This is a genomic window from Nonomuraea sp. 3N208, assembly GCF_052245935.1.
Taxonomy (GTDB): Bacteria; Actinomycetota; Actinomycetes; order Streptosporangiales; family Streptosporangiaceae; genus Nonomuraea.
Genome location: NZ_JBQQBR010000032.1, coordinates 123,657 through 145,634 on the forward strand (window position 1 = coordinate 123,657; position 21,978 = coordinate 145,634).

19 protein-coding genes are annotated in these 21,978 nt (G+C 72.7%); 6 read left to right on the forward strand and 13 right to left on the reverse strand.

Annotated features, from left to right (window positions below; translation table 11 throughout):
- Position 1: 1 nt before the first annotated feature.
- From ACTWPT_RS39925 to ACTWPT_RS39965, 9 genes are all read right to left on the reverse strand, one after another.
- Positions 2-724, reverse strand: coding sequence for an ABC transporter ATP-binding protein (locus ACTWPT_RS39925; protein ID WP_443182719.1), 723 nt, complete (start codon positions 722-724; stop codon positions 2-4).
- Positions 717-1,463, reverse strand: a complete 747-nt coding sequence (locus ACTWPT_RS39930) for an ABC transporter ATP-binding protein (RefSeq protein ID WP_443182720.1) — start codon at positions 1,461-1,463, stop codon at positions 717-719. Before ACTWPT_RS39930 ends, ACTWPT_RS39925 begins: the two co-directional genes overlap by 8 nt.
- A complete protein-coding gene (locus ACTWPT_RS39935) occupies positions 1,460-2,437 on the reverse strand; it encodes a branched-chain amino acid ABC transporter permease (protein ID WP_443182721.1) in 978 nt (325 codons plus the stop codon). The genes ACTWPT_RS39930 and ACTWPT_RS39935 overlap by 4 nt, the downstream gene beginning before the upstream one ends.
- Positions 2,434-3,294: a branched-chain amino acid ABC transporter permease gene (locus tag ACTWPT_RS39940; RefSeq protein ID WP_443182722.1), complete on the reverse strand. Its 861-nt coding sequence runs from the start codon at positions 3,292-3,294 to the stop codon at positions 2,434-2,436. The genes ACTWPT_RS39935 and ACTWPT_RS39940 overlap by 4 nt, the downstream gene beginning before the upstream one ends.
- Entirely contained in the window at positions 3,294-4,568 is a 1,275-nt protein-coding gene (locus ACTWPT_RS39945) for an ABC transporter substrate-binding protein (RefSeq protein WP_443182723.1), read from the reverse strand. Before ACTWPT_RS39945 ends, ACTWPT_RS39940 begins: the two co-directional genes overlap by 1 nt.
- Positions 4,569-4,669: 101 nt before the next feature.
- Positions 4,670-6,979: a xanthine dehydrogenase family protein molybdopterin-binding subunit gene (locus ACTWPT_RS39950; RefSeq protein WP_443182724.1), complete on the reverse strand. Its 2,310-nt coding sequence runs from the start codon at positions 6,977-6,979 to the stop codon at positions 4,670-4,672.
- Positions 6,976-7,458: a (2Fe-2S)-binding protein gene (locus tag ACTWPT_RS39955; RefSeq protein ID WP_305915974.1), complete on the reverse strand. Its 483-nt coding sequence runs from the start codon at positions 7,456-7,458 to the stop codon at positions 6,976-6,978. The genes ACTWPT_RS39950 and ACTWPT_RS39955 overlap by 4 nt, the downstream gene beginning before the upstream one ends.
- Complete coding sequence (locus tag ACTWPT_RS39960; RefSeq protein WP_443182725.1) at positions 7,455-9,872, reverse strand: xanthine dehydrogenase family protein molybdopterin-binding subunit; 2,418 nt, start codon at positions 9,870-9,872, stop codon at positions 7,455-7,457. The genes ACTWPT_RS39955 and ACTWPT_RS39960 overlap by 4 nt, the downstream gene beginning before the upstream one ends.
- Positions 9,862-10,734 carry an FAD binding domain-containing protein gene (locus ACTWPT_RS39965; RefSeq protein WP_443182726.1) on the reverse strand — a complete coding sequence of 291 codons (873 nt, stop codon included), beginning with the start codon at positions 10,732-10,734 and terminating at the stop codon, positions 9,862-9,864. The genes ACTWPT_RS39960 and ACTWPT_RS39965 overlap by 11 nt, the downstream gene beginning before the upstream one ends.
- Positions 10,735-10,813: 79 nt before the next feature.
- On the opposite strand from ACTWPT_RS39965, the gene ACTWPT_RS39970 reads away from it, so the two are divergent.
- From ACTWPT_RS39970 to ACTWPT_RS39990, 5 genes are all read left to right on the forward strand, one after another.
- A complete protein-coding gene (locus tag ACTWPT_RS39970; RefSeq protein WP_443182727.1) occupies positions 10,814-11,533 on the forward strand; it encodes an enoyl-CoA hydratase/isomerase family protein in 720 nt (239 codons plus the stop codon).
- Positions 11,534-11,599: 66 nt separating this feature from the next.
- Positions 11,600-13,162 (forward strand): class I adenylate-forming enzyme family protein, encoded by a 1,563-nt coding sequence (locus ACTWPT_RS39975; RefSeq protein ID WP_443182728.1) that lies wholly within the window; start codon positions 11,600-11,602, stop codon positions 13,160-13,162.
- Positions 13,152-14,789, forward strand: a complete 1,638-nt coding sequence (locus ACTWPT_RS39980; protein ID WP_443182729.1) for an amidase — start codon at positions 13,152-13,154, stop codon at positions 14,787-14,789. The genes ACTWPT_RS39975 and ACTWPT_RS39980 overlap by 11 nt, the downstream gene beginning before the upstream one ends.
- A 58-nt stretch (positions 14,790-14,847) precedes the next feature.
- A complete protein-coding gene (locus tag ACTWPT_RS39985) occupies positions 14,848-15,645 on the forward strand; it encodes an SDR family oxidoreductase (protein WP_443182730.1) in 798 nt (265 codons plus the stop codon).
- Entirely contained in the window at positions 15,645-16,367 is a 723-nt protein-coding gene (locus tag ACTWPT_RS39990; RefSeq protein ID WP_443182731.1) for an SRPBCC domain-containing protein, read from the forward strand. The genes ACTWPT_RS39985 and ACTWPT_RS39990 overlap by 1 nt, the downstream gene beginning before the upstream one ends.
- Here ACTWPT_RS39990 and ACTWPT_RS39995 read toward each other — a convergent pair.
- Genes ACTWPT_RS39995 through ACTWPT_RS40005 form a run of 3 tightly spaced genes read right to left on the reverse strand, consistent with a single transcriptional unit; the run spans position 16,321 to position 18,911 of the window.
- The gene (locus tag ACTWPT_RS39995; RefSeq protein WP_443182732.1) at positions 16,321-18,159 is read right to left on the reverse strand and encodes an alpha/beta fold hydrolase; all 1,839 of its coding nucleotides are present in this window, start codon (positions 18,157-18,159) and stop codon (positions 16,321-16,323) included. The two genes, ACTWPT_RS39990 and ACTWPT_RS39995, sit on opposite strands and share 47 nt — an antisense overlap.
- On the reverse strand, positions 18,156-18,755 hold the full coding sequence (locus tag ACTWPT_RS40000) for an LmrA/YxaF family transcription factor (RefSeq protein ID WP_443182733.1): 600 nt from the start codon (positions 18,753-18,755) through the stop codon (positions 18,156-18,158). Before ACTWPT_RS40000 ends, ACTWPT_RS39995 begins: the two co-directional genes overlap by 4 nt.
- A gap of 42 nt (positions 18,756-18,797) precedes the next feature.
- Positions 18,798-18,911, reverse strand: coding sequence for an ABC transporter ATP-binding protein (locus ACTWPT_RS40005; protein WP_443182734.1), 114 nt, complete (start codon positions 18,909-18,911; stop codon positions 18,798-18,800).
- Between the two features lie 126 nt (positions 18,912-19,037).
- On the opposite strand from ACTWPT_RS40005, the gene ACTWPT_RS40010 reads away from it, so the two are divergent.
- Positions 19,038-19,307: a metal-sensitive transcriptional regulator gene (locus tag ACTWPT_RS40010; RefSeq protein ID WP_305915960.1), complete on the forward strand. Its 270-nt coding sequence runs from the start codon at positions 19,038-19,040 to the stop codon at positions 19,305-19,307.
- A 14-nt stretch (positions 19,308-19,321) separates the two neighbouring features.
- Here ACTWPT_RS40010 and ACTWPT_RS40015 read toward each other — a convergent pair whose 3' ends face one another.
- On the reverse strand, positions 19,322-21,559 hold the full coding sequence (locus tag ACTWPT_RS40015) for a glycoside hydrolase family 6 protein (RefSeq protein ID WP_443182735.1): 2,238 nt from the start codon (positions 21,557-21,559) through the stop codon (positions 19,322-19,324).
- Positions 21,560-21,978: the final 419 nt, after the last annotated feature.

Below are 21,978 nucleotides of genomic sequence, written 5' to 3' on the forward strand. Positions count from 1 at the left end.
TTCACATCCGTCCCACGGCGAGCAGCCGCCGTAGAGCCGCCGCATCCGTACGGAGCGCCTGCGGGTCGGCGGTCTCGTGGACGACCCGCCCGCGCTCGAGCACGAGGGCCCGGTCGACGCGGCGCAGCGCGAAGTCGACCTTCTGCTCCACCAGGATCGCGGATGTGCCCCGGCGGCGCAGCTCGTCCACGACCTCGCCGATCCTGGCCACGGTCTGCGGGTCGAGGCCCTCGGTGGGCTCGTCCATCAGCACGAGCCGGCCGTTGCCCACCAAGGCCCGTCCCATGGTGAGCATCTGCTGCTGCCCGCCCGAGAGCTTCCCGGCCGGCAGGTTCCACCGTTCCCGCAGCACCGGGAACCGGTCGGCGACGTCGTCGATCGTCCACGGGCCACGGCGCGCGGCGACCTTGAGGTTCTCTCGCACGGTGAGGGACGGGAAGACCCGGTGGCCCTGCGGGACGAGGCAGAGCCCGGCGCGGGCGATGCGCTCGGCCGGCACGCCGGCGATGGACCGGCCGCCCAGCGTGATCTCGCCTTCCCTGGGCCGCAGCAGCCCGCTGACGGTGTGGATGAGCGTGGTCTTGCCCATGCCGTTGCGCCCGAGTATGCCCAGCACCTCGCCCTCGCGGACGGTCAGCGACACGCCCTGGAGCACGTGGCTGGATCCGTAGTAGGTGTGGACGCCGCGTACGCCGAGCAGCGCCCCAGTAAGTGACTCAGTCATGCGCCACCTCCCCGAGGTAGGCCTCGATCACCCGCTGGTCGGCCGAGATCTCGTCGGGCGTGCCCTCGGCCAGGAGCCGTCCCTGCTGGAGCACGCTGACCCGGTCGGCGAGTCCGAACGCCACCGCCATGTCGTGCTCGATCATCACGATCGTGATGGACCGGGGAAGCGCGGCGACGAGCGAGGTCAGCCGCTCGGCGTCGGCCGGCGCCAGGCCCGCGGTGGGCTCGTCGAGCAGCAGCACGCGCGGCTCGCGGCACATGGCGAGCACGATCTCGAGCACCCGCTGCTGCCCGTACGCGAGCTGCCGGACCGGCCAGTCCGCCGTGTGCTCCAGTTCCCACCCGGCCAGCACGTCCACCGCGCGCTCACGCAGCATGTCCAGCCCGCGCCAGAACACCCGGTGCGCCCGCGCCTCGGCGGCGAGCGTGAGCTGGACGTTCTGTGCCACGGTGAGCTCGCCGAACAGATTGGTGATCTGGAACGTGCGGGCCAGCCCCATGCGGGCCCGCCGGTGTGCCGGCCGCCGGGTCACCTCGCGGCCCAGCAGCTCCACGCGGCCGCCGACCGGCCGGATCTGGCCCGCGAGCACCCCGAACAACGTCGTCTTGCCCGCGCCGTTCGGGCCGATGAGGGCGCGCCGCTCCCCCGCGGGGACGGCCAGGGTCACCTCGTCGTTGGCGCGGAAGGCGCCGTAGCGCACGGTGACGCCGTGCCCGGCGATCGCGATCTCGTTCATTTGCCCGCCTCCACGATCACCGATTCGTCCGCCGTCTCTTCGGCGGGAGGCGCCGCTCCGCGCCTGAGCCGGCGCAGCAACGATCGGGACCGCCCCAGCACGCCGTCGGCGAGGAACAACGCCGTCAGGATGTAGACCACGCCGAGCACCGTCGTCCAGCGGTCGGTGTACGTGCTCACCCAGACCTCCAGGCCGGTCACGATCGCCGCGCCGAGGAAGGGACCGAGGAACCTGCGTGCCCCGCCGAGGATGGCGAACACGAGCACCTCGGCGCTGATCTGCCAGCTCAGGCTGGCGGTGGAGACGGACCCCTGCAGGTAGACCTCGAGCGCGCCGGCCACCGCGGAGAAGGCGCCGGACACGGCGAAGGCCATGACCCGGATCGTGGCCACCTGGTAGCCGGTCGCGCTCATCCGCGACTCGCTCTCCCGCATGCCCAGGATGGTCATGCCCGCGGGAGAGCGCTGGAAGGCCCACAAGGCCGCCACGCAACCGGCGGTGACGGCCAGGGCGAGCAGGTAGAACCCGCCGCCCGTGGGCACCCCGTCGCGCGGGATGCCGGGGATGCCGTTGTCGCCGCCGGTGAGCTCGGTCTGATAGAAGGCCAGGCCGAACACCGCCTGCGCGAGCGCCAGCGTGATCAGCAGCAGGTAGACGCCGCGGACCCGCAGGCAGAACAGCCCGAAGACGGCGCCTGCCACCGCGCCGAGCACCAGCGCGACGGGCATGGTGAGCGGCATCGGCCAGGCCCAGCGGGTGACGGCGATGCCGACCGTGTAACCGCCGATCCCGAAGAAGGCCGCGTGGCCGAGCGACGGCATGCCGCCGTACCCGAAGACCACGTTGTACGCCGTCGCGAACAGCCCGAGGATGAGGATCCGGCTCGCGACGAAGACGGAGAACGAATCGAGGGCGACGGGCACGGCCAGCAGCAGCACGGCCGCGGCCGCCACCGCGAGAATGCGCCGGCTCACCGGGCCGCGCCCTTGCCGAGCAGGCCCTGCGGCCGCAGCGCGAGCACGAGGGCCACCGCCGCGTACAGGGTGAACATCGCCCACCCGGGGAACAGCACCCTCCCGAACTCCTCGACGAGGCCGACGGCGAGTGCGGCGACCAGGGCCCCCGGGATGGAGCCGAGGCCGCCTGCGATCACGACCACGAGCGCGAGCAGCAGCACGTCGAACCCGCTGTCCGGCGACAGGCTGGTGAAGGCGCCGCCCCAGACTCCCGCGAACGCCGCCAGCCCGGTGCCGAGCCCGAAGACGAGCAGGAAGATGAGCGGCACCCGGATGCCGACGGTACGCGCCATCTCCTGGTCGTCGACCGCCGCGCGCACCTTCGCGCCGATCGGCGTGTACCGCAGCAGGGCGCTGACGAGCAGGGCCAGGCCGACGGCGATGCCGATGAGGACCAGCCGGAACTTGGGGAACACCAGGGCGCCGAGCTCGACAGGTCCGGTCAGTCCCGGAGGTGTCGGCGGGGAGATCGGGTCGCCGCCGTAGTGGGCGAGGATCTGGTCGCCGATCACCAGCGCGAGGCCGAGCGTGAGCACGATCTGCGGCAGCTCCTGACCGGCGATCCGGTGCAGGAGCAGCCGCTGCGCGATCATCCCGGCGACGGCGGCGCCCACGACGCCGATCGCCATCGCCAGCCAGTAGTCGGTGCCGCGCGTGGCCAGGTCGTACGCCAGGTAGCCGCCGAGCAGGTAGAAGGCGCCGTGCGCGAGGTTCACCGTACGCATCAGCCCGAAGGTGATCGTCAGCCCGCTGGCCACCAGGAAGAGCAGCGACCCGTAGGCGAGCCCGTTGAGCGTGTGGGTGAGCCAGCTCATCACTTGGCCCAGGTGCCCTTGAGCTTGTCGTAGCCGGGGAAGGCGAGGTACTTCTCCTCGCCGTAGGTGAAGAACTGGCCCACCTCTGGGACCGTCGAGACGATGGTGTTGGCCCAGGCGCCGTCGCGCTGCTCCACCTTGCGGATATAGACGTTGTAGACGGCCTGGCCATAGGCGTCGAAGGACACCGGGCCGCGCGGGGACTCCACCTTGACCTTCGTCAGGGCGGCCCGGAGGCTCTCGGGCGTCGGGGCGCCGTCGATCTGGGCCAGCGCCTGTTCCAGGACCATCCCGGCGGTCCAGCCGTCGTCGGCGTACTGGTTGGCGCTCTTCTTGCGCTCCTGAGTGAACGCCGCGACGAGGGCGTCGTTCGCGGGGGACTTGATCTGCGGTGTGTAGTGCAGGCTGCTGATGACGCCCTCGGCGGTGCCGGCCTCCGTGGGGAGGGTCGTCTCGTCGACGGTCGATCCGTGGGCGACCATGGGGAGCTGCACGCCGAAGTCGCGGTAGGCCTTGAGCAGCCGGATGCCGTCCGAGCCCGGCGCCACCACGTAGACGACGTCCGCCTCGTCCTTCTTGATCTGGTTGACGTACGGCCCCCAGTCCTGGGTCGCGAGCGGGGCGTAGATCTCCTGGACCACCGCGCACCCGGCGTCCTCGTACGCGCGGGCGAAGCCGCCGGCGGCCTCCCAGCCGAAGGAATAGTCGAGCCCGAGGATCGCGGCCTTCTTGTGGCCGAGGGTCTTGCAGGTGTGCTCGCCGAGCGGCATGACGTCCTGCGAGCTGGTGTACGACACCCGGAAGGTGTTGCCGCCCTTCTTCCTGGTGAGCCCGTCGGCGCCGGCCACCGTGATCAGCAGCGGGACATCGGTCTGCTCCAGGTACGGCGCCACCGCGTAGGCGATCGCCGAGTTGACCAGACCCACGACCATCTGCGCCTTGCTCTGCTCGACGAGCTGCCGTGCCTTGGTCGTGCCCTGGGCCGGGTCGGTGCCCTCGTCCTCCTTGACGACCTTGATGCCGTACCCGGAGAGCACCCCGCCCTTGGACTTGAGGTAGAGCTCGAACCCCGCGTTGACATCCGTGCCCAGGGCCGCGAACGGCCCGGTGAGCGGGTTGAGCAGGCCGACGGTGAGCGTGCCTTTGCCACCCGTCGCGGCGGTCGCGCTGGTCGGGGCGCCTTCGATCGAGGGAGACCTGCTGCCGCAGGCCGCGACGGCAAGGAGCGCCGCCACGACGGCAAGGACATGAAGCCGGAAAGGAGGTGATCCCATGTCGTTCTCCTCTGGGCGGGGGGCGAAGGCTCCCGGAGTAACGCCTGATGTTTGGTATATCAAGTTTGATCGGTCGCGTCTATCCGTGGGTTAGCGCGATGTTACGAATCGTCGGCCGACAGCAGCTCGATCACCCGGGAGGCGGACATCGGCAGCGCCCCCACGCCGCCCCGCAGCCCGAGTGCGTCGCGTACCGCGTTGGCGATCGCCGCTCCGGCGGCGGACAGTCCGCCCTCGCCGGCGCCTTTGACGCCCAGGGGATTGCCGGGCGACGGCGCGTCCTCGGTGACGATCGTCTCGACCCGGGGCGTCTCCGCCGCGGTGGGCACGAGGTAGTCCATGAACGTCGCGGCGAGCGGCTGCCCGTTGTCGTCGTAGCGGAACTCCTCCATCAGCGACCCGCCGATGCCCTGCGCCACACCGCCGACGAGCTGGCCTTCCACCAGGGTGGGGTTGATGGCCCGGCCCACCTCGTAGGCGACCAGGTACCGCCGTACCCGGACGCCGCCGGTCCCTTGGTCCACCTCGGCGAGGGCCACGTGTACGCCGTACGGGTAGGTCATGTGCTCGACCTCGAAAGTGCGCCGCGCCGACAGGCCCGCCGGCTCATCCGCGGCCAGATGCGGGCTGCCCGGAGCGCACGCCGCGGCCACCTCGCCGAGTGTCAGCCGCACGTCCGGGCCGGTCACCGCCCCGCCGGCCAGGCGCAACCCGGACTCCGGCACGCCGAGGACGCGGGCGGCGACGCGCAGGGCCCGGCCGGCCACGGCCTCGGCCGCCAGCCGCACCGCCGAGCCGGACACCACGGTCGACCGGCTCGCCCACGAGCCCCCGCCGAACGGCTGCAGCTCGGTGTCGCCGTTGACCACCTCGACCTCGCGGGGATCGACCCCCAGGGGCTCGGCGGCGATCTGGGCCAGCACGGTCTCGATGCCCTGCCCCAGCGAGGTGCCCCCGGAGTGCACCCGCACGGTCCCGTCGGGGCCGACCAGGACGTCGGCGGTGTCGTGCGGGCCCAGACCGCTCTTCTCCAGGAACACCGCGAGCCCCAGCCCCGCGAGGCGGCCCTCGGCCCGCAGCGTGGCGACCTCCTCCGGCCAGCCTGCGGTGTGCGCGAGCGCCCGGTCCAGCAGCTTCGGGTAGTCGCCCGCGTCCAGCACGACGTCGGTGCCGATCGTGTTGAGCGGGCGGGTGTGGGGAATCTCCTCGGGCCGCAGCAGATTGCGGCGGCGCAACTCCACCCGGTCGATGCCGAGCCGGTCGGCGGCCACGTCGAACAGGTGCTCCCTGGCGAACGTCCCCTCGAAGCGGCCCGGCGCGCGGTAGGTGCCGCAGGGGGTCTTGTTCGTGAGCACGACCCGGGCGCGCCCCGCGTACGCAGGCAACCGGTACGGACCCGGCAACATCGCGAGCGTCAGCTCGGGCACGAGCACGCCGTGCGTGCGCATGTAGGCCCCGTTGTCATGGATGACGTCGTCGCGCAGGCCCAGCAGCGTTCCGTCCGCCGCGAACGCCGCCTCGATGCGGTGGCGCTGCTGGCGCGAGTGGTTCACCGCGACGAGATGCTCGGCCCGGTCCTCGGTCCACTTCACCGGGCGGCCCAGCCGCCGGGCCAGCCAAGGGACGAGGAAGTCCTCGGGGTAGAACTCGCCGCGGGGGCCGAACCCGCCGCCCGCGTCCATCGCGTGCAGGCGGATCCGGTGCTCGGGCAGGCCGAGCATCGAGGCGAGGACCCGCCGGTTGAAGACGGGCACCTTCGTGGCACCCCAGATCTCCAGCCGGCCGGTCCCGGCGTCGTAGTCGGCGAGCAGGCCGCGCGGCTCCATCGGGACCGCGCTGTGCCGGCCGACGTCCAGTGTGAGCGCCACCACCGTGTCGGCGGCGGCGAAGGCGGCCGCGCAGTCGCCGTACCCGAGGTCGAGCACGGCCGCGACGTTGCCCGCCTCGTGCAGCGGCACCGCCCCCTCCCCCAGCGTCTCCCTCAGGGCCGTCTCGCCGTCGAGCACCGCGTCGAGGTCGTCGTAGGAGACCTCGACGAGCTCGGCGGCGTCCTCCGCGACGTACGGGTCCTCGGCGACGACCGCGGCCACCGGCTCGCCGACGTACCGGACCTTCTCCCTGGCGAGCACCGGCTGCAGGTACGCGCTGAGGTCGTGCCCGCCGACGTTGAGCCGGACCGGGATCGGCGCGACGTCCTTCACGTCCTCGCCCGTGATCACCGCTGTGACGCCCGGCAGCGCCCGCGCCTGGCCCGTGTCGATCGACAGGATGCGCGCGTGCGCGACCTGGGCCCGGACGACCCGCAGGTGCAGCGCGCCGACCCGGTTCACGTCGTCGGCGAACCGGCCGAGCCCGCGCAGCAGCCGCTCGTCCTCCAGCCGCCGCATCCGCCGCCCGGCGCCGCCGCTCACGATCCCGCCTTGCGTCGCTCCGCGGTGGCGAGCAGGGCCTCCACGATGCCCTGGTAGCCGGTGCACCGGCACAGGTTGGCCGCCACGACGTCGCGGACCTCCGCCTCGGTCGGCGAGGGGTTCTCGGCCAGGAACGCCTCCCCCAGCATGAGGAAGCCGGGGGTGCAGAAGCCGCACTGCAGGGCATGGCAGCGGGAGAACTCCTCCTGTAGGTCGGACAGCCGCTCCCCGTCCGCCAGCCCTTCGACGGTGCGGACCTCGCAGCCGTCGGCCTGCACGCCGAAGACCAGGCAGGACCGCACCGGCTCGCCGTCGACCAGGACCGTGCACGCGCCGCAGATGCCGTGCTCGCAGCCCAGGTGGGTGCCGGTGTAGCCGAGGTCGTGGCGCAGCACGTCGGCGAGGGTGCGGCGGGACTCGACGACGGCCTCGTGGTCGGCGCCGTTGACGGTCAGGCTGATCAGATGCAGGTCTTTCACGTGAGGACTCCCAGGATCTGCTCGGGACGGACCGGGATGGTGTCGAGCACCTGGGTGCCGGCGGCGTCGTTGACGGCGTTGACGACCGCGGCAGGGGCGCCGATCGTGCCGCCTTCCCCCATGCCCTTGGAGCCGGTCTCGCTGTGGGACGAGGGCGTCTCGAGATGGAGCACCTCGATCGGCGGGATCTCGGTCGCGGTGGGGACGAGGTAGTCCATGAGCGTCCCGGTGACCGGCTGGCCGGACTCGTCGTAGCGCACCTGCTCGTACAGGGCCGCGGCGATGCCCTGCGCGACCCCGCCACGCACCTGCCCGTCGACGACGAGCGGGTTGATGATCACGCCGCAGTCCTCGACGACGATGTACCGCAGGATCCGTGCCTGGCCGGTGCCCGGATCGAGCTCCACGACGACGGCGTGCGTGGCGTTGGAGAAGGTGCCCGGCGGGTCGTACGCCGCCGAGGCCTCCAGCAGATGATCGCCGTCGAGCCGGTACGACTGGAAGTGGGCGATGCGGGCGACCTCGGCGATCGGCATCGACGCCGCCGGCACGCCCCGGACGGCGACGGCGCCGTCGGCGAGCACGAGGTCGGCGGGATCGGCCTCCAGCAGCTGCCCGGCCGCCCGGCGGATGCGCTCGGCCAGCTGCACGGCGGCCCGCCGGGCGGCGCCGCCGCCGACGACGATGGACCGGCTCGCGAACGTGCCCCAGCCGTACCCGCCGACGTCGGTGTCGCCCTGCCTGATGCGCACGTCGTCCGGGTGCAGCCCGAGCTGATCGGCGACGATCTGCGCGAACGTCGTCTCGTGGCCCTGGCCGTGGGAGGCGGTCCCGGTCGTCACGAACACGGTGCCGGAGGGGTCCATCCGGATGTGCGACACGTCGTACCCGGGAGTCATGGCCATGCGCCGCTGCATGAACGCCGGCGTTCCGTACGCCGTGCGCTCGGAGAAGCAGGACAGGCCGATGCCGACGAGCCGGCCTTCGTCCCTGGCCGCGGCGCGGAGGTCGTACCAGCCCTCGGCGCGCAGGCGCTCGGTGGCCAGGTCGAGCGATTCGCGGTAACTGCCGGGGTCGTAGGTGATCCCGGTGACGCCCGTGTAGGGGAACTCGTCCTTGGAGATGAGGTTGCGCCGCCGCACCTCCGCCGGGTCGAGGCCCAGCCGGGCCGCGGCCTTGTCCATGAGCCGTTCCATGACGAAGGTGATCTGCGGGCGGCTCACCCCGCGGTACGGCGCGGTGGGCGCCTTGTTCGTGGCCACGGCCCGGCTGCGCACGCGATAGTGCCGGAGCTTGTACGGGCCGGGCAACTCGGTGGCGGCCATCAGCGGCTCGACCCCCGACGTGAACGGGAACACCGAATAAGCCCCGACGTCGCAGCGGATGTCGGCGTCCACGGCCAGGATGCGCCCGTCGGCGTCGAACGCCGCGCGGATGTCGTACTCCTGCTCCCGGGCGTGGAAGGCGGCGGTCAGGTTCTCCTGCCGGTCCTCCACCCACTTCACCGGGCGGCGCAGCCGGTGCGCCAGCGCGGCGACGGCGATCTCCTCGCGTCCGGCGACGCACTTGAGCCCGAAGCCGCCGCCGACGTCCGGCGCCACGACCCGCACCCGGCTCTCCGGCAGGCCGAGTGACGTGGCGATGGCGGTGCGCACCTGGTGGGGGACCTGGGTCGAGACGTGCACGACGAGCTGGTCGTCGCGGTCCGACCATTCGGCCAGGCAGGCCCGGCCCTCCATCGGCAGCGCCGCCAGCCGCCCGCTGGTGAAGGTCTCCTCGAGGACGAGTGGTGCCGCCCCGACGATGGTGTCGAGCTCGGGGTCGTCGAACATCGTCAGGTCGACGAAGACGTTGCCGGCGACCCCGTCGTGCAGCGGCGCGGCGTCGAGCGCCCGCCGCAGGGACGACACGGCTTCACCGGGCTCGATGTCGGCGATCACGGCCTCGGCGCCGTCCTCCGCGGCGTACGCGTCCTCGGCCACGACCACGGCGACGGGCTCGGCGACGTGGCGGACGGCGTCCTCGGCGAGGATGGGCATGGTGGACGGGTGGAACTCGGGCCGTTCGAGCACGGCACGCAGCCCGGCGAGCCCGAGATCGGCCGCCGCGAAGGCGGCAACGACGCCGGGCACCGCAAGGGCCGAGGTCAGATCGACGGAGCGGAGCGTGCCGGCCGCGACCGGGCTGCGCGCGAACGCGGCGTGCAGCGTGCCGGGCAGCGCGATGTCGTCGACGAACCGGCCGCGCCCCTGTAGCAGCCGGGGATCCTCCTTGCGCGGGAGGGCCGCCCCGATCCAGCGCCCATCCACGCTGAGCGCGGCCTCACGCGCCTCCGAACCAGCCGCGGCCTCACGCGCCTCCGAACCGGCGGCAGCCTCAGGCGCTTCCGAACCGGCCGCGGCCTCACGCGCCATGGGCCGCAGCCTCCTCAAGCGCTCGCGTCAGCAGGGTGCGGACCAGCCGCCGGCGGTAGTCGGCGCTGCCGTGCACGTCGCTGGCGGGCGACACCTCGCGGGCGGCGACGTCGGCGGCCGCCGCGAAGGCGTCCCCGGTGAGCGCCGCTCCGGCCAGCACTTGCTCCGCCGCGGGAACCCGGACCGGCCGCGCGTCGACGCCGCCGAGCACGATCCGCGCGCCGGTGCAGGTCGTGCCGTCGGCGTCGTCGAGGTCAAGGGCGACCGCCGCCGCGACGATCGCGAAGTCCCCGCGGCGCTGGGCGAACTCGGTGAGCGCGGCACGGGGGGCAGGGCGCGGGAACACCACCTCCACCAGCATTTCGTCCGGGCTCAGCGCGGTGGTCAGGAAACCTTGGAAGAAGCCGGCGGCGGGGATCGTCCTGCGGCCGTGCGGGCCCTCGGCGACGAACTCCGCGTCGAGGAGCAGGGCGAGCATGCACCATTCCGAGGTCGGGTCCGCGTGCGCGATGCTACCGCCGAACGTGCCCCGGGTGCGGATCGGATAGTGGCCGACCCAGTGCGCGGCGCGCGGGAGCACCGCGTAACCGCCGAGGACGGCGGGGTCCCGCGTGGTTTCCACCGCGCGGTGGCGGGTGAGCGCTCCGATGCGCAGCCGGTCGCCGTCCCGCCGCAGGTACGACAGCCCGGAGATGCGGTTGACGTCCACCAGCGCGCTCGGGCGGGCCAGCCGGAAGTTCATCATCGCGACGAGGCTCTGCCCGCCGGCCAGGATCTTGGCGTCCTCGCCGAGCTCGCCGAGCAGCTCCACGGCCTCGCGGACGTCGTACGCGCGGTGGTAGGCGTACGCGGCCGGTTTCACGAGGGTTTCCCCATATGCCGATCCCTTGACTGGAAGGGGCGATTGAAGTTTGGTATATCATGCATCAATTGGAGGGTGGATGGTCAAGGGTGAGGGCCTGATCCTCGATTCGTCCCGGCCGGGTGTCCTGCGCCTGCGGCTCGACCGGGGGCGACGGCGCAACGCGCTGGTCCCCGGCCTCGTGGCCAGGCTACGTGACGCCTTCCGTACTGCCGGTGAGCGCGTGGTGATCCTGGACAGCGCCGATCCGGCGGTGTTCTGCGCGGGCGCCGACCTCGACCTGCCGGACCAGGTCCGGGCCGAGCTCAGCGACGAGCTGTACGCGCTCTACGAGCAGATGGCCGCACACCCCCGCCCGGTGATCGCCGTGGTCGAGGGGCCGGCCGTCGGGGGCGGCGCCCAACTCGCCCTCGCCGCCGACCTGCGCGTCGGCGGACCCGGCGCTCGTTTCCGCTTCCCCGGCGTGGGGCACGGTCTGGCCGTGGGCGCGTGGGGTTTGCCCGCGCTCGTCGGCGCGGGCCACGCTATGGACCTGTGCCTGACCATGCGGTGGGTGGCGGCGGACGAGGCGGCGCGCATCGGGCTGCTGACCAGGCTGAGCGACACCCCGGGCGACGAGGCTCTGGCTCTGGCGGACGAGCTGCTGCGATGCGACCGCGACGCGATCCTCCGCGTCAAGGCGGCGATCCGGGACCCGGCGCTCTTCGACCGGCTGGCAGCCGAACGCGCGGGCAACCGCCGCGCCTGGGACGGCTCGGTGGCGTTTCTCCGGCAAGAGAGAGGCGCGCCCCGTGGCTGACCTCGGACGCAGGGCCCTGGGAGCGGCACATGGATGACCTCGGACGCAGGGCCCTGGGAGCGGCGCATGGATGACCTGGGACGGGCGGCTTGGGAACGGCACGTGGAGGACGACGTCGCCGGCGTGCTCGCGGGGCTCGCCCAGGGCACGCTGGGCGAGGCGTTCCAGCGGACCGCGCGGCAACGTCCTGACGCCGTGGCCGTACAAGTCGATGATGACGCGCTGACCCACGCCGAGCTGGACGAACGCGCGGCGGCGGTGGCCGGCTGGCTGCGCGGGCGCCTCCCGGCCGGTGCCCGCGTCGTCATCGCGGCGCCCAACGGGATCGCCCTCGTCACCGCCTACGCCGGCGTGGTGCGGGCCGGATGTGTGGCGGTCCTCGCGAGCCCCGCGCTCACCGAGCGGGAGCTGCGCCACCTCGTCTCGGACGCGGGGGCAGAGGCGGCCTTCGCCGCCGGGGCGTCCCGCGAGGCGCTCGCCCGCATCGGCCATCCGCTGCGCACGCTGGCGGCACTCGACGGTACGGACTTCGGCGACGTCCTGGCCTGCGGACTCGCCCGGGATCCCGAGCCGGTCCCGTCGGACTCGCCCGCCCTCCTCGCCTACACCTCGGGAACCACCGGCACGCCCAAGGGCGTGCCGCTGAGCCATGCCAACCTGTTGTCGTCGATCCGCGCGGCCCTCGCCGCCTGGCGGTGGACCGCTGACGACGTCCTCGTCCACGCGCTGCCGCTGACCCATCAGCACGGGCTCGGCGGCGTCCATGCCGCCCTGCTCACCGGATCCCGCACCCGGGTCCTCTCGCGCTTCGACGCGCGGCGGCTCGTCGAAACCGTCGCCGAGGAGCGGGCCAGCGTTTTGTTCGCCGTACCCGCGATGTACGAGCGCGTGGCCGAGCTCGCGGAGCTCACAAAGCCGGCTTCCCTGCGGCGGCTGCGCCTGGCGGTCTGCGGGTCGGCACCGCTCTCGCCGGAGCTGGCCCGGCGGGTGGCCGCCGCGATCGGGCAGGTCCCGCTCGAGCGGTACGGAACGACCGAGAGCGGCCTCAACGTGTCGAACCCACTCGGCGGGCCGCGGCTGCCGGGCACCGTCGGGCTGCCGCTGCCGGGCGTGGAGCTGCGGATCTGTGACGCCGCGGGCCGGGACGCGGCGGAGGGGGAGATCGTGTTGCGCGGCCCTCAGGTGTTCACGGGCTACTGGAACCGTCCGGAGGCGACCGCCGAGGCCTTCCATCCAGGGGGATGGTTCCGCACCGGCGACCTCGGCCACGTCGACCCGGCCACCGGCCATCTGACGATCAGCGGCAGGTCCAAGGAGCTCGTCATCACCGGAGGGCTGAATGTCTACCCCCGCGAAGTGGAGCAGGTGCTGGAGGAGCATCCGGGCGTCGCGGAGGCCGCGGTCGCCGGCCTGCCGTCGGCGCGATGGGGTGAGGAGGTGACCGCCTGGGTGGTGCCGGCCGGCCACTCCCCCGCCGTCTCGGGGGACGCCCTCATCGCCTTCGCCCGCACCCGGCTGGCCCCCTACAAGTGTCCCAAGCGGGTGCTCTTCATCGATGCGCTGCCGCGCAACGCCATGGGCAAGATCGTCCGCCACGAGCTGCCGGCGCCCTCGGCCCATGACACCTGACCTGCCGCCGGGCCAGGAATCGGCGTCGCCGTGGACCGCGGCACTGGAGCGCGCGGTCAGCCGGCTGCGGGCGGTGCCGCTGCCCGAGAACGGGCCAGACGGCATGACCGGCCCGCCCTCCGAACCGGGTCCGAGCGCCATGACCGGCGGCGATCTGCCGACGGCCGGCGCGGGCCAATGGCCGACCATCGGTCACCTGCCGGACGACAGCGCGGGCCGGTGGCCGGCCGTCGGTCACCTGCCGGACGACAGTGCGGGCGGGTGGGGGCCCGGTGGGCTCGACGCTCTCGGCGCGCGGTTGCGCCACGGTGCGGCGACGGCGGTGGAGCTCGCGGAGGCGGCCCTGGCCGCCGCGGAAGCGGACGCTTCCGGCGCGTTCGTCGCCCTGCTGCCGGACCGGGCGATCGCCGCCGCGCGCCGGGCGGATGCCGAGCGGCGGGACGGTCTGGTCCGCGGGCCGCTGCACGGCGTGCCGGTCGCGGTCAAGGACAACATCGACATGGCCGGGGTCGCCACGAGGAACGGCACCCGCGGCCTGGGACATCGGGTGCCCGTACGGGACGCCACCGTCGTACGTCTCCTGGAGGAGGCCGGAGCCGTCGTCATCGGCAAGACCCGGATGCACGAACTCGCATGGGGCATGACGACGCCCGGCTGCCGCAATCCCCGGGACCTCTCGCGGTCGGCCGGCGGATCGAGCGGCGGGTCGGCGGCGGCGGTCGCCGCGGGCATCGTCGAGATCGCGCTGGGCACGGACACCGGCGGCTCGATCCGCAACCCCGCCGCGCTGTGCGGGGTCGCCGGGTTGCGGCCGACCTGGGGAACCATCCCGATGGCAGGCATCACCCCGCTCGCCCCCACCCAGGACACGGTGGGACCGATCGCCCGGTCCGCGGCCGACTGCGCCGCCGTGTTCGCGACACTCACCGGATCGCCCTGGCCGGCAGCGTTCTCCGCCGGATCGCCCTGGCCGCCAGGGGAGCGCACCGGAACACCCACCCATGGACGCCCCGCCCTGCACGGTCGCCGGGTCGCGATGCCCGACGGGCTGTGGCGCGGCAGGGTCGGCGAGGGGATCGCGGACCGCATGGCCGCCGCCCGCGACGCACTCCTCGCCGCCGGCGCCGACGTCGTCGAGCTGGATCTGCCCGGCGTCATCGCGGCAGCGCCGGCGGTGACGCTGGTGGTGATGCTCGCCGAATCCGCCGACCTGTGGGCCGACGCGCCGGGCGCGGCGTCGGCGGAGCTCCGCGCGACTCTGCGGACCGGAGCCGAGGTCAGGGCGGCGGACTATGTACGGGCCCGCCGCGTGGCCGCCCACCTGCGCGACCTCATCACCGCGGGCCTGCGGGCCACCGGCGCGGACCTGCTGCTCCTGCCCACCGTGCCGGTCACCGCGGCCCCTGCCGGAGCGGACACGGTCGAGGTCGCCGGCCGCCCGGAGGCCACGGGCGCCGCCTACGCGCGGCTCACCGCGCTCGCCTCGGTGACCGGCCTGCCGGCGCTGTCCGTGCCGGCAGGAACAGACGCGACCGGACGACCCGTCGGCGCGCAGCTCATCGGCCCCCCACGGGCCGAGGCGCTCCTGTGCGCCGTAGGCACTGTCATCGCGTCATCACGGGTCTAGCGCCCCAGATTGATGGATGGTATATCAAATATCAACAGTCGACCAAAAGGAGACGTTCGTGGACCTCAAGCTCGAGGGGCAGGTCGCCTTCATCACCGGGGCGAGCAAGGGGATCGGCCGGGCGGTGGCCGAACAGCTCGCCGGCGAAGGATGTGACGTGGTCATCACGGCCCGCACGGCCGACGAACTGGAGAGGACGGCCAAGAAGATCTCCGAGGCCAGCGGGCGCACCGTCCTGCCGCTGGCCGGCGACATGAGCGTGACCGAGGACGTGCGACGCTGCGTCGAGGAGACGCTGGAGCGGTTCGGCCGGATCGACGTCCTGGTCACCTGCGCCGGCAGCTCGCCCGGCGGCCTCCTCGAGGACCTCACCGAGGAACAGTGGATGAGCAGCCTCAACCTCAAGTTCATGGGGTACGTGCGGACGGTCCGAGCGGTCATCCCCCACATGCGCGAGCGGGGCAGCGGATCCATCGTGCTCGTCGTCGGCAACGACGGGCTCAAGCCCAGCTACTGGGAGATGACGGCAGGCGTCGCCAACGCCGCCGACATCAACTTCGCCTCGTCGGTCGCCGAGCAGTACGGCCGGTACGGCGTGCGCATCAACACTGTCAACCCCGGCCCGGTCAACACCGACCGCTGGGACACGCTGGAGAAGGCGTTCGCCCGGGACAAGGGAGTGAGCCAGGACCGCGCGCACGACCTGGCGGTCGCCTCGATCCCGCTCGGCCGCATCTGCGAGCCGGAGGAGGTCGCCTCGGTCGTCGCCTTCCTCGCCTCGCCGCGGGCGAGTTTCGTCAACGGCGCCCACCTGCCGCTCGACGGCGCCCAGCGCAAGGGCATCATGGACACCTGATGCGACTGCGCCACACATTCACCCTCGCCGAGGAGCCCGCCCGCGTCTTCGACCTCTTCCTCGACGTCGAACGGATCGCCGGATGCATGCCGGGCAGCCGGCTGCTCGGTCGCGCCGACGACGCGTACGAGGGAGAAGTCAAGGTCAAGGTGGGCCCGCTCGGCGTGGCGTACCGGGGAAAGGTGCGCTTCCTGGAGGCGGACGAGGCGAGCCGCCGCGTGGTCCTCAGGGCCTCAGGCGCGGAGCAGAACGGCAACGGCAACGCCGACGCCCACGTCGTGGCGGAGCTGGCGCCGGACCCGGCCGGGACGAAGGTCTCCCTCGACACCGACCTGATGATCCGCGGCAGGGTCGCCCAGTTCGGCCGCGGCGTCATCGCGGACGTGTCCCAACGGCTGATCGACGAATTCGCCACGAACCTCGAGACCATGCTCACCCACCCCGATCCCGCTCCACCGGCCGACACCTGGGGATCCACCCAGCCGGCACCGGCGCCATCGCCCGGCGCGGGAGGAGCCGCCCAGCCGGCACCGGTGCCACCGTCCGGCCCAGGCGGATCCACCCAGCCGGCGTCGACCGCCGCACCGGAGACCCCCGCGCTGGACGGTCTGCGACTCGTCGCACTCCCACTGCTGCGGCGCACCGCGCCGGTGCTCGTGGCCTTCGCGGCCGGGGTCATCGCGGGAGCCCTCGCCACCCGCTCCCGCCGCCGTCGGCGCTGATGTGAGGCCCGAGGGCGTGCTCCCGGATCGTCCGGGCCAGTTCCTCGCCGTCGGTGAGCTGCGGGTGGTGGCCCGCCCCGGCGATCGTGGACACGCTCGCCCGCGGGCCGAGTGTGTCCACCAGCGCCCGGCCTTCGCCGGTCAGCGGGTCCTCGGACCCGACGATCACGTGGACGCGGCCCGGGTAACGCCGGAGCTTGGCGAGGAGCTCGCGGCGCCATCGTTCGCGGCCGGTAGCGGACAGGAGCCGCGCCACGTGGGCGGCGACGCGCCCTCGGCGCAGGTCCTCGGCGCTGGACGCGAGCTCGCGCGCATGGGCCGGGTCCCCGGTGAGCAGCCGCGACAGGGCGTCGGGACGTACCCGGCGGAGGTACGAACGGGTCAGCGGCGCCAGCCGCGCGGCGAGCCCTGCGCGAGCCTGGAGGAAGTACGGCGACACCAGGGTGAGCCGCTCGACTCGATCCGGATGCGCCAGGCCCGCCTCGACGGCCGCGGCGGCCCCGATGGAGTGGCCGACCAGATGCACGGGGCCGTTCTCGTCGATCAGAGCGGCCAGCCAGGCGGTCCAGTCCTGCGGGCTGCCCGCGCTCATGCCGAGGCCGGGAAGGTCCACCACGCGGGCGTCGCCGAGCGCGGCGGCGACGGGAGCCCAGGTGTCGGCGTTGACGGGCAACCCGGGCAGCACCAGGGTCGGCGCGCCCGGTTCGCCGATGCCGAACGTGCGCACGCCCGCGTGCCTGGTGAACCGCCGTACCGGCCCCTGGGCGGGCACGGGCCCGAACCGGTGCGCGGCCAGGTGATCGGCCCACCGCAGGATCGACCCGGTGGCGTCGGGAAGGACGAGTCCGTGACGTCCGGCGATCTCGCGGGCCGGGCCCGTGGGGTAGCGATCGGACGACATGAAGGTCAGCGTCTCGGGGTCCGCCTTGGTCAGTGCGGCCGGCAGGCGCCGTACGACGGACACGGGGACCCTCAGCCGCGGAACCCTGACCTGATAGTGCCGCCCCACCAGCGAGAGAAGATCCGGCAGCGGCGGAGTGTCGTCGTCCAGGATCCAGAACGCGGCTCGCGCGGCGGCCGGGTCCTCAGGGAGCAGCGTCATGAATCGAGCCAGGTAGTCCACGGGAATCACGGGGACGAACGTCCGCGCGTCGCCCGGCAGTGCCGCCATCGAACCTCGCCAGATCTCCTTCAGACTCGCGGCGAGACCGAGCTGCTGGTCGGACTCGCCACTCGTGCTGACCCCGATCGCGCTGGAGGGGTTGACGACGGACCAGGGCACGCCCAGCCGGTCGGCGGTGGCCTGCAGGACGGCGTCCGACTCCACCTTGGAACCCTCGTAGGCGCCGAGGCGCCGGTAGGTACGCCGTACCAGCTCATCGCTCCACGGCACCGTCGCGGGGTCCTGACCGCCCACGCGGTAGCCCGAGACGTGCACGAGCCGCCGCAGCCGCGGTAACCGCGCGGCGAAGGACACGATCGCCCTGACGCTGTCGACGTTGGCGCGCCGGGCCTCGGTGACCGTCATCTCGAACCGGTAGGCCCCCGCGCAGTTGTAGATCTCGGTGACGTCGCCCCAGTCACCCTCGATCAACGCCGGCGCGTCGAAGTCCACACGGACGCCGTCCACGGCGGCCCGGTATCCGTGCTCGGTGAGCCAGCCGCTCAGCCTGGTGGCGGACTCGCTGTCCCGAGTGGCGGCGGTGACCCGGACACCCGCCTGGTCCAGCGCGAGGATCACATGGCGGCCGATGAATCCGGAGGCCCCGAACACGAGCGCATGCCGGTTCACGGGGTCTCCTCCGCAGCAGGCGGCTGGTCGAGAAGAGCGCCGAGAACCAGAGCGGCGTTGCGCAACGCCTCCACGTCGCGCCGGGCTCTGGACATGATCATCGCGCCCTCAAGCGTGCTGACGACGGTCATGGCCGTGGCGCGTGCCGTCTTTCGCGCGTGGCCGCGGCCCACGAGGTGATCGGTCATGACGCCGATCCATGATTCGAAGGCGACGGCGCAGGCCGTGCGCAGGCGCTCGCTGTGCGCGCCCATCTCCAGCGTGACCACGGAGACTGGGCAGCCGAGCCGGTAGTCGTTGTCGGTGAGGATGCCCGCCAGCACATCCACAACACGCCGGAGAACGTCCCCTGGGCTCGCGGCGTCTGCCGCCGGCTCGGTCGCTAGCCTGCGGAACTGGTCGGCGGCCAGTTCGACGGCCTTCTCGCCCAACGCCTCCTTGCCCTCGGGGAAGTGGAAGTAGAGCGACCCCTTGGGGGCCCGGGCATGCTCCACCACGGTGTTGAGGCCCGTTCCGCTGTAGCCGCGGGCCTGGATCAGCTCGAGCATCGACTCCACCAGGCGCGCGGTCGTCCGCGCTCCCTTGTCAGTGACCATGGGAGCAAAATAGACCGGTCTATATATTTTGGCAACCTTCGTTCAAAGCTTGAGGCGGGCGCCGGCGGCGAGGAGTTCGCGGGTGTAGGGGTGGGCGGGCGCGTCCCAGACGCGATCGGCCGGGCCGGTTTCGACGATCCGGCCCTGGCTCAGCACCGCGACCTGGTGGCGGGATACTTAAGGGGGATTGGGGTGATCGCGACATTAGCAGATGAAAACCGTTTCCATCGTCGTTTCACTCCACTTGCGTCCATGGATACCCCACCGGGTATGGTCGAGGACATGGAACTGACCGAGGGCATGGTGGGGGACGCGCTGACCCGGTTGAAGCGGGCGCATGGCCAGCTGGCCGGGGTGATCGCGATGATCGAGGCCGGTGAGGACTGCACGAAGGTGCTCACCCAGCTGGCAGCGGTCTCCAAGGCGCTGGATCGCGCCGGATTCAAGATCGTGGCTACCGGGCTGCGGCACTGCCAGGACGCACAGGACCGGGGCGAGCAGCCGCCGATGAGCGTGGCCGAGCTGGAAAAGCTCTTCCTGGCCCTCGCCTAGCCCACCGGCCGCGGCTAGGGGGCCGCGGGCGGCAGCGGCGGGACCGCGTTCTTCGCCCGCTCGAGAGCCTGGTCGGGCCACCACTGACCGGCGGCCGGGGTGATGATGCCGTACACCGGGTCCGCCGGTCCCGAGGTGCCCCTCGTGCACTGACCGTTGGAGAACCCCGGGCTGTTGAGCCACAACAACGCGTCGGCCAGCGGGCTCCCCGTGTCGACGGTCGGACGGGCGCCCGCACCCCTTCCGGGTGGATTGCACCACTCGTCCGGCACGGGGAACCGCCCGCGCGGCGGTTCCCACTCCCCCACCCCATTGCGGCTCGTGTCGACAAGGAAGTGGGGCAGACCGGGCGCGTCGTCGGGCACGGCGGCGAGCGCCGCATCAGCGCACGACGCCGTCCTCGACGCGGCCCTCAGGTAGACGCACCTGGACAGCTTGGCGGCGTACGAGAGCGACAGCTCGGTCGTGCGGTAGCCGACCACGTTGACGTAGAAACCGTCGGCGTTGACCACACCCGCGTTGACGAGCCGATCGGCGATCTGGGTGAACGCGGGCCATCCTGCCAGCCCGCCGTCGAGGTAAACGGCGGTGCGGGCCAGGCCGGTGAGGGTCTCCACGGCGTACGAGAGATCGGCGTACCGCTGAGCGGCGGCGGCCGCCCCACCCTGTGGGCACTCCGGACTGCCGGGCGTCCGTGCCAGGCTGCTGGGCTCCAGGGCGACGACCGCGGGCCGGTCCCCGATGCCCTCGGCCACCGCGTCGATCCACGCCCGGTAGCTCTCGGCGTTCGGGGCGCCGCCGTTCCAGCAATCACGTCCGGGGATGTTGTTGGTGACGAACGAGGGAACGGTCCGCTGCCGGTCGGCCTGGGCCACCGCTTCACGGACCGTTCGGGAGATGTCGGCGGGCGAGCCTCCGGCGAGCCACATGGCCTGAGGGACCTCCGACAGGGCCCGCATGAGGGCGGCGTCGGCCGTCCTGCCCTGTGTCGACCAGGTCCGCGCCTGCCGCGCCGCGTCGGTGTCCGGCTGCACGTAGAACCGCACACCGCCGGCCGTGCTCCGGTGCAGCGGGTTCTCACCGGGGAGCTTCCGCCAGTGCGTGCCCGCGTCCCGCGCGGAGGGATCCTGGAAGGTCAGGCTGGAAAGCAGGGGGTTGCGGTTGGCGGCCGCCTGAGAGGCGAGGACCGCGCCTGCCGTCACCAGGGCAAGCGCGGCCAACGCCGCACCGCCCCACACCCAACGCCGGTACGGGGCACGTCGGCGTCTCCGCCCCTTGCCCGGCCTGGTGACGCCACGCGGCTCCACGCCGGCCGGCTGGGCCGTGGGCTCCGGGCCGGCGGGCTGGACACTGGCTTCGGCACGCGGCTCCCCCGAGGGAGGGGTCGTGGGCGGAGCCGGGGCGAAGGCGGGCGGGAGGCGTGTCGTCACGCCCCCGGCGAGCACGTCCACGAGCTCCGCGGCCGACGGCCGCGCCGCCGGGTTCTTGCTCAGCGCCCGCGACACCAGCTCCCCCAGCACGCCGTCCAACGCGGGCAGCACGGGGTCGTCGTGAACCACGCGGTAGAGCACCTCGTGCCCCGCTCCCCTGCCGAACGGAGGCCGCCCACCGGCCGCGAAGACCACGACGCCGGCCCAGGCGAAGACGTCCGAGGCCGGCGAGAGCGGCAGCCCGCGTACCTGCTCAGGAGACATGTACGCCGGCGTGCCCATCCTGGTGAACGACAGGGTGGTGGAGTCGGCCGCGAAGGCGAGGCCGAAGTCGATGACCTTCGGGCCCACGGGGGACAGCAGCACGTTCGACGGTTTGAGATCCCTGTGGACGACGCCGGCCGCGTGGATGGCCCACAGTGCGACCGCCGTGCTCATGGCGAGCCCTTCGAGCTCCGAACCCGACATCGGGCCCCGCTCCTTGACCGCGCGGAACAGCGTCGGCCCCGGCACGTATTCGGTCACGACGTACGCGAGGTCGCCGTCCAGGTCGGCCTCGAGCACGGGAGCCGTGGAGAAGCGGGCGACCCGCTGCGTGGTCGCGACCTCGCGGCGGAACCGCCGGCGGAACTCCGGGTCTCCGGCGAGATGCCGGTGGATGACCTTGATGGCCACCAGGCGCCGCGAAGGGCTCTCCGCCAGGTAGACCACGCCCATCCCGCCCGCGCCGAGCCGGCGGATGACGCGATGGCCGCCGACCTGCAGGGGGTCACCGCCGGTTCGCCCACCCACCGCGTCGCCGTGCTTGGTGCCGTGTGCCATCGCCCGCCCATCTAGAAGGACCAGGGGTCCTCCTGAGACCTGAACGCAACAGGACTCTCTCCTCCAGACAGTCGACAGGAGGTACGGATCCGGCGGCGTGCGGGTTCAGGCCGGCGCCGCACCACAGGGCGAAATCGGATAGCTCAGGACCTCAGTGGACTGTCGGATGAGGGGCCGCTCTTGACAGTGCTGGCTGTATCGATAAAGTTGCCTCGCTTTACCGATCCATGTATCGGTAAAGCATCCTCCACCACCCCTGAGGGATTCATCCATGAGCAATGTCGTCGTGCCTGCCATCATCAATGTCGACGTCGAAGGTCCGGTGATCAGCCGGCATCTCTACGGTCATTTCGCCGAGCACCTGGGCCGCTGCATCTACGGCGGCTTCTACGTGGGCGAGGACAGCGACCTCCCGAACG

Bases quoted from the DNA above. Each gene is read 5' to 3' on its own strand.
- ACTWPT_RS39925 (WP_443182719.1), bottom strand. From the start codon at position 724: ATGACTGAGTCACTTACTGGGGCGCTGCTCGGCGTACGCGGCGTCCAC.
- ACTWPT_RS39930 (WP_443182720.1), bottom strand. From the start codon at position 1,463: ATGAACGAGATCGCGATCGCCGGGCACGGCGTCACCGTGCGCTACGGC.
- ACTWPT_RS39940 (WP_443182722.1), bottom strand. From the start codon at position 3,294: ATGAGCTGGCTCACCCACACGCTCAACGGGCTCGCCTACGGGTCGCTG.
- ACTWPT_RS39945 (WP_443182723.1), bottom strand. From the start codon at position 4,568: ATGGGATCACCTCCTTTCCGGCTTCATGTCCTTGCCGTCGTGGCGGCG.
- ACTWPT_RS39960 (WP_443182725.1), bottom strand. From the start codon at position 9,872: ATGGCGCGTGAGGCCGCGGCCGGTTCGGAAGCGCCTGAGGCTGCCGCC.
- ACTWPT_RS39970 (WP_443182727.1), top strand. From the start codon at position 10,814: ATGGTCAAGGGTGAGGGCCTGATCCTCGATTCGTCCCGGCCGGGTGTC.
- ACTWPT_RS39975 (WP_443182728.1), top strand. From the start codon at position 11,600: ATGGATGACCTGGGACGGGCGGCTTGGGAACGGCACGTGGAGGACGAC.
- ACTWPT_RS39980 (WP_443182729.1), top strand. From the start codon at position 13,152: ATGACACCTGACCTGCCGCCGGGCCAGGAATCGGCGTCGCCGTGGACC.
- ACTWPT_RS39990 (WP_443182731.1), top strand. From the start codon at position 15,645: ATGCGACTGCGCCACACATTCACCCTCGCCGAGGAGCCCGCCCGCGTC.
- ACTWPT_RS40000 (WP_443182733.1), bottom strand. From the start codon at position 18,755: ATGGTCACTGACAAGGGAGCGCGGACGACCGCGCGCCTGGTGGAGTCG.
- ACTWPT_RS40010 (WP_305915960.1), top strand. From the start codon at position 19,038: ATGGAACTGACCGAGGGCATGGTGGGGGACGCGCTGACCCGGTTGAAG.
- ACTWPT_RS40015 (WP_443182735.1), bottom strand. From the start codon at position 21,559: ATGGCACACGGCACCAAGCACGGCGACGCGGTGGGTGGGCGAACCGGC.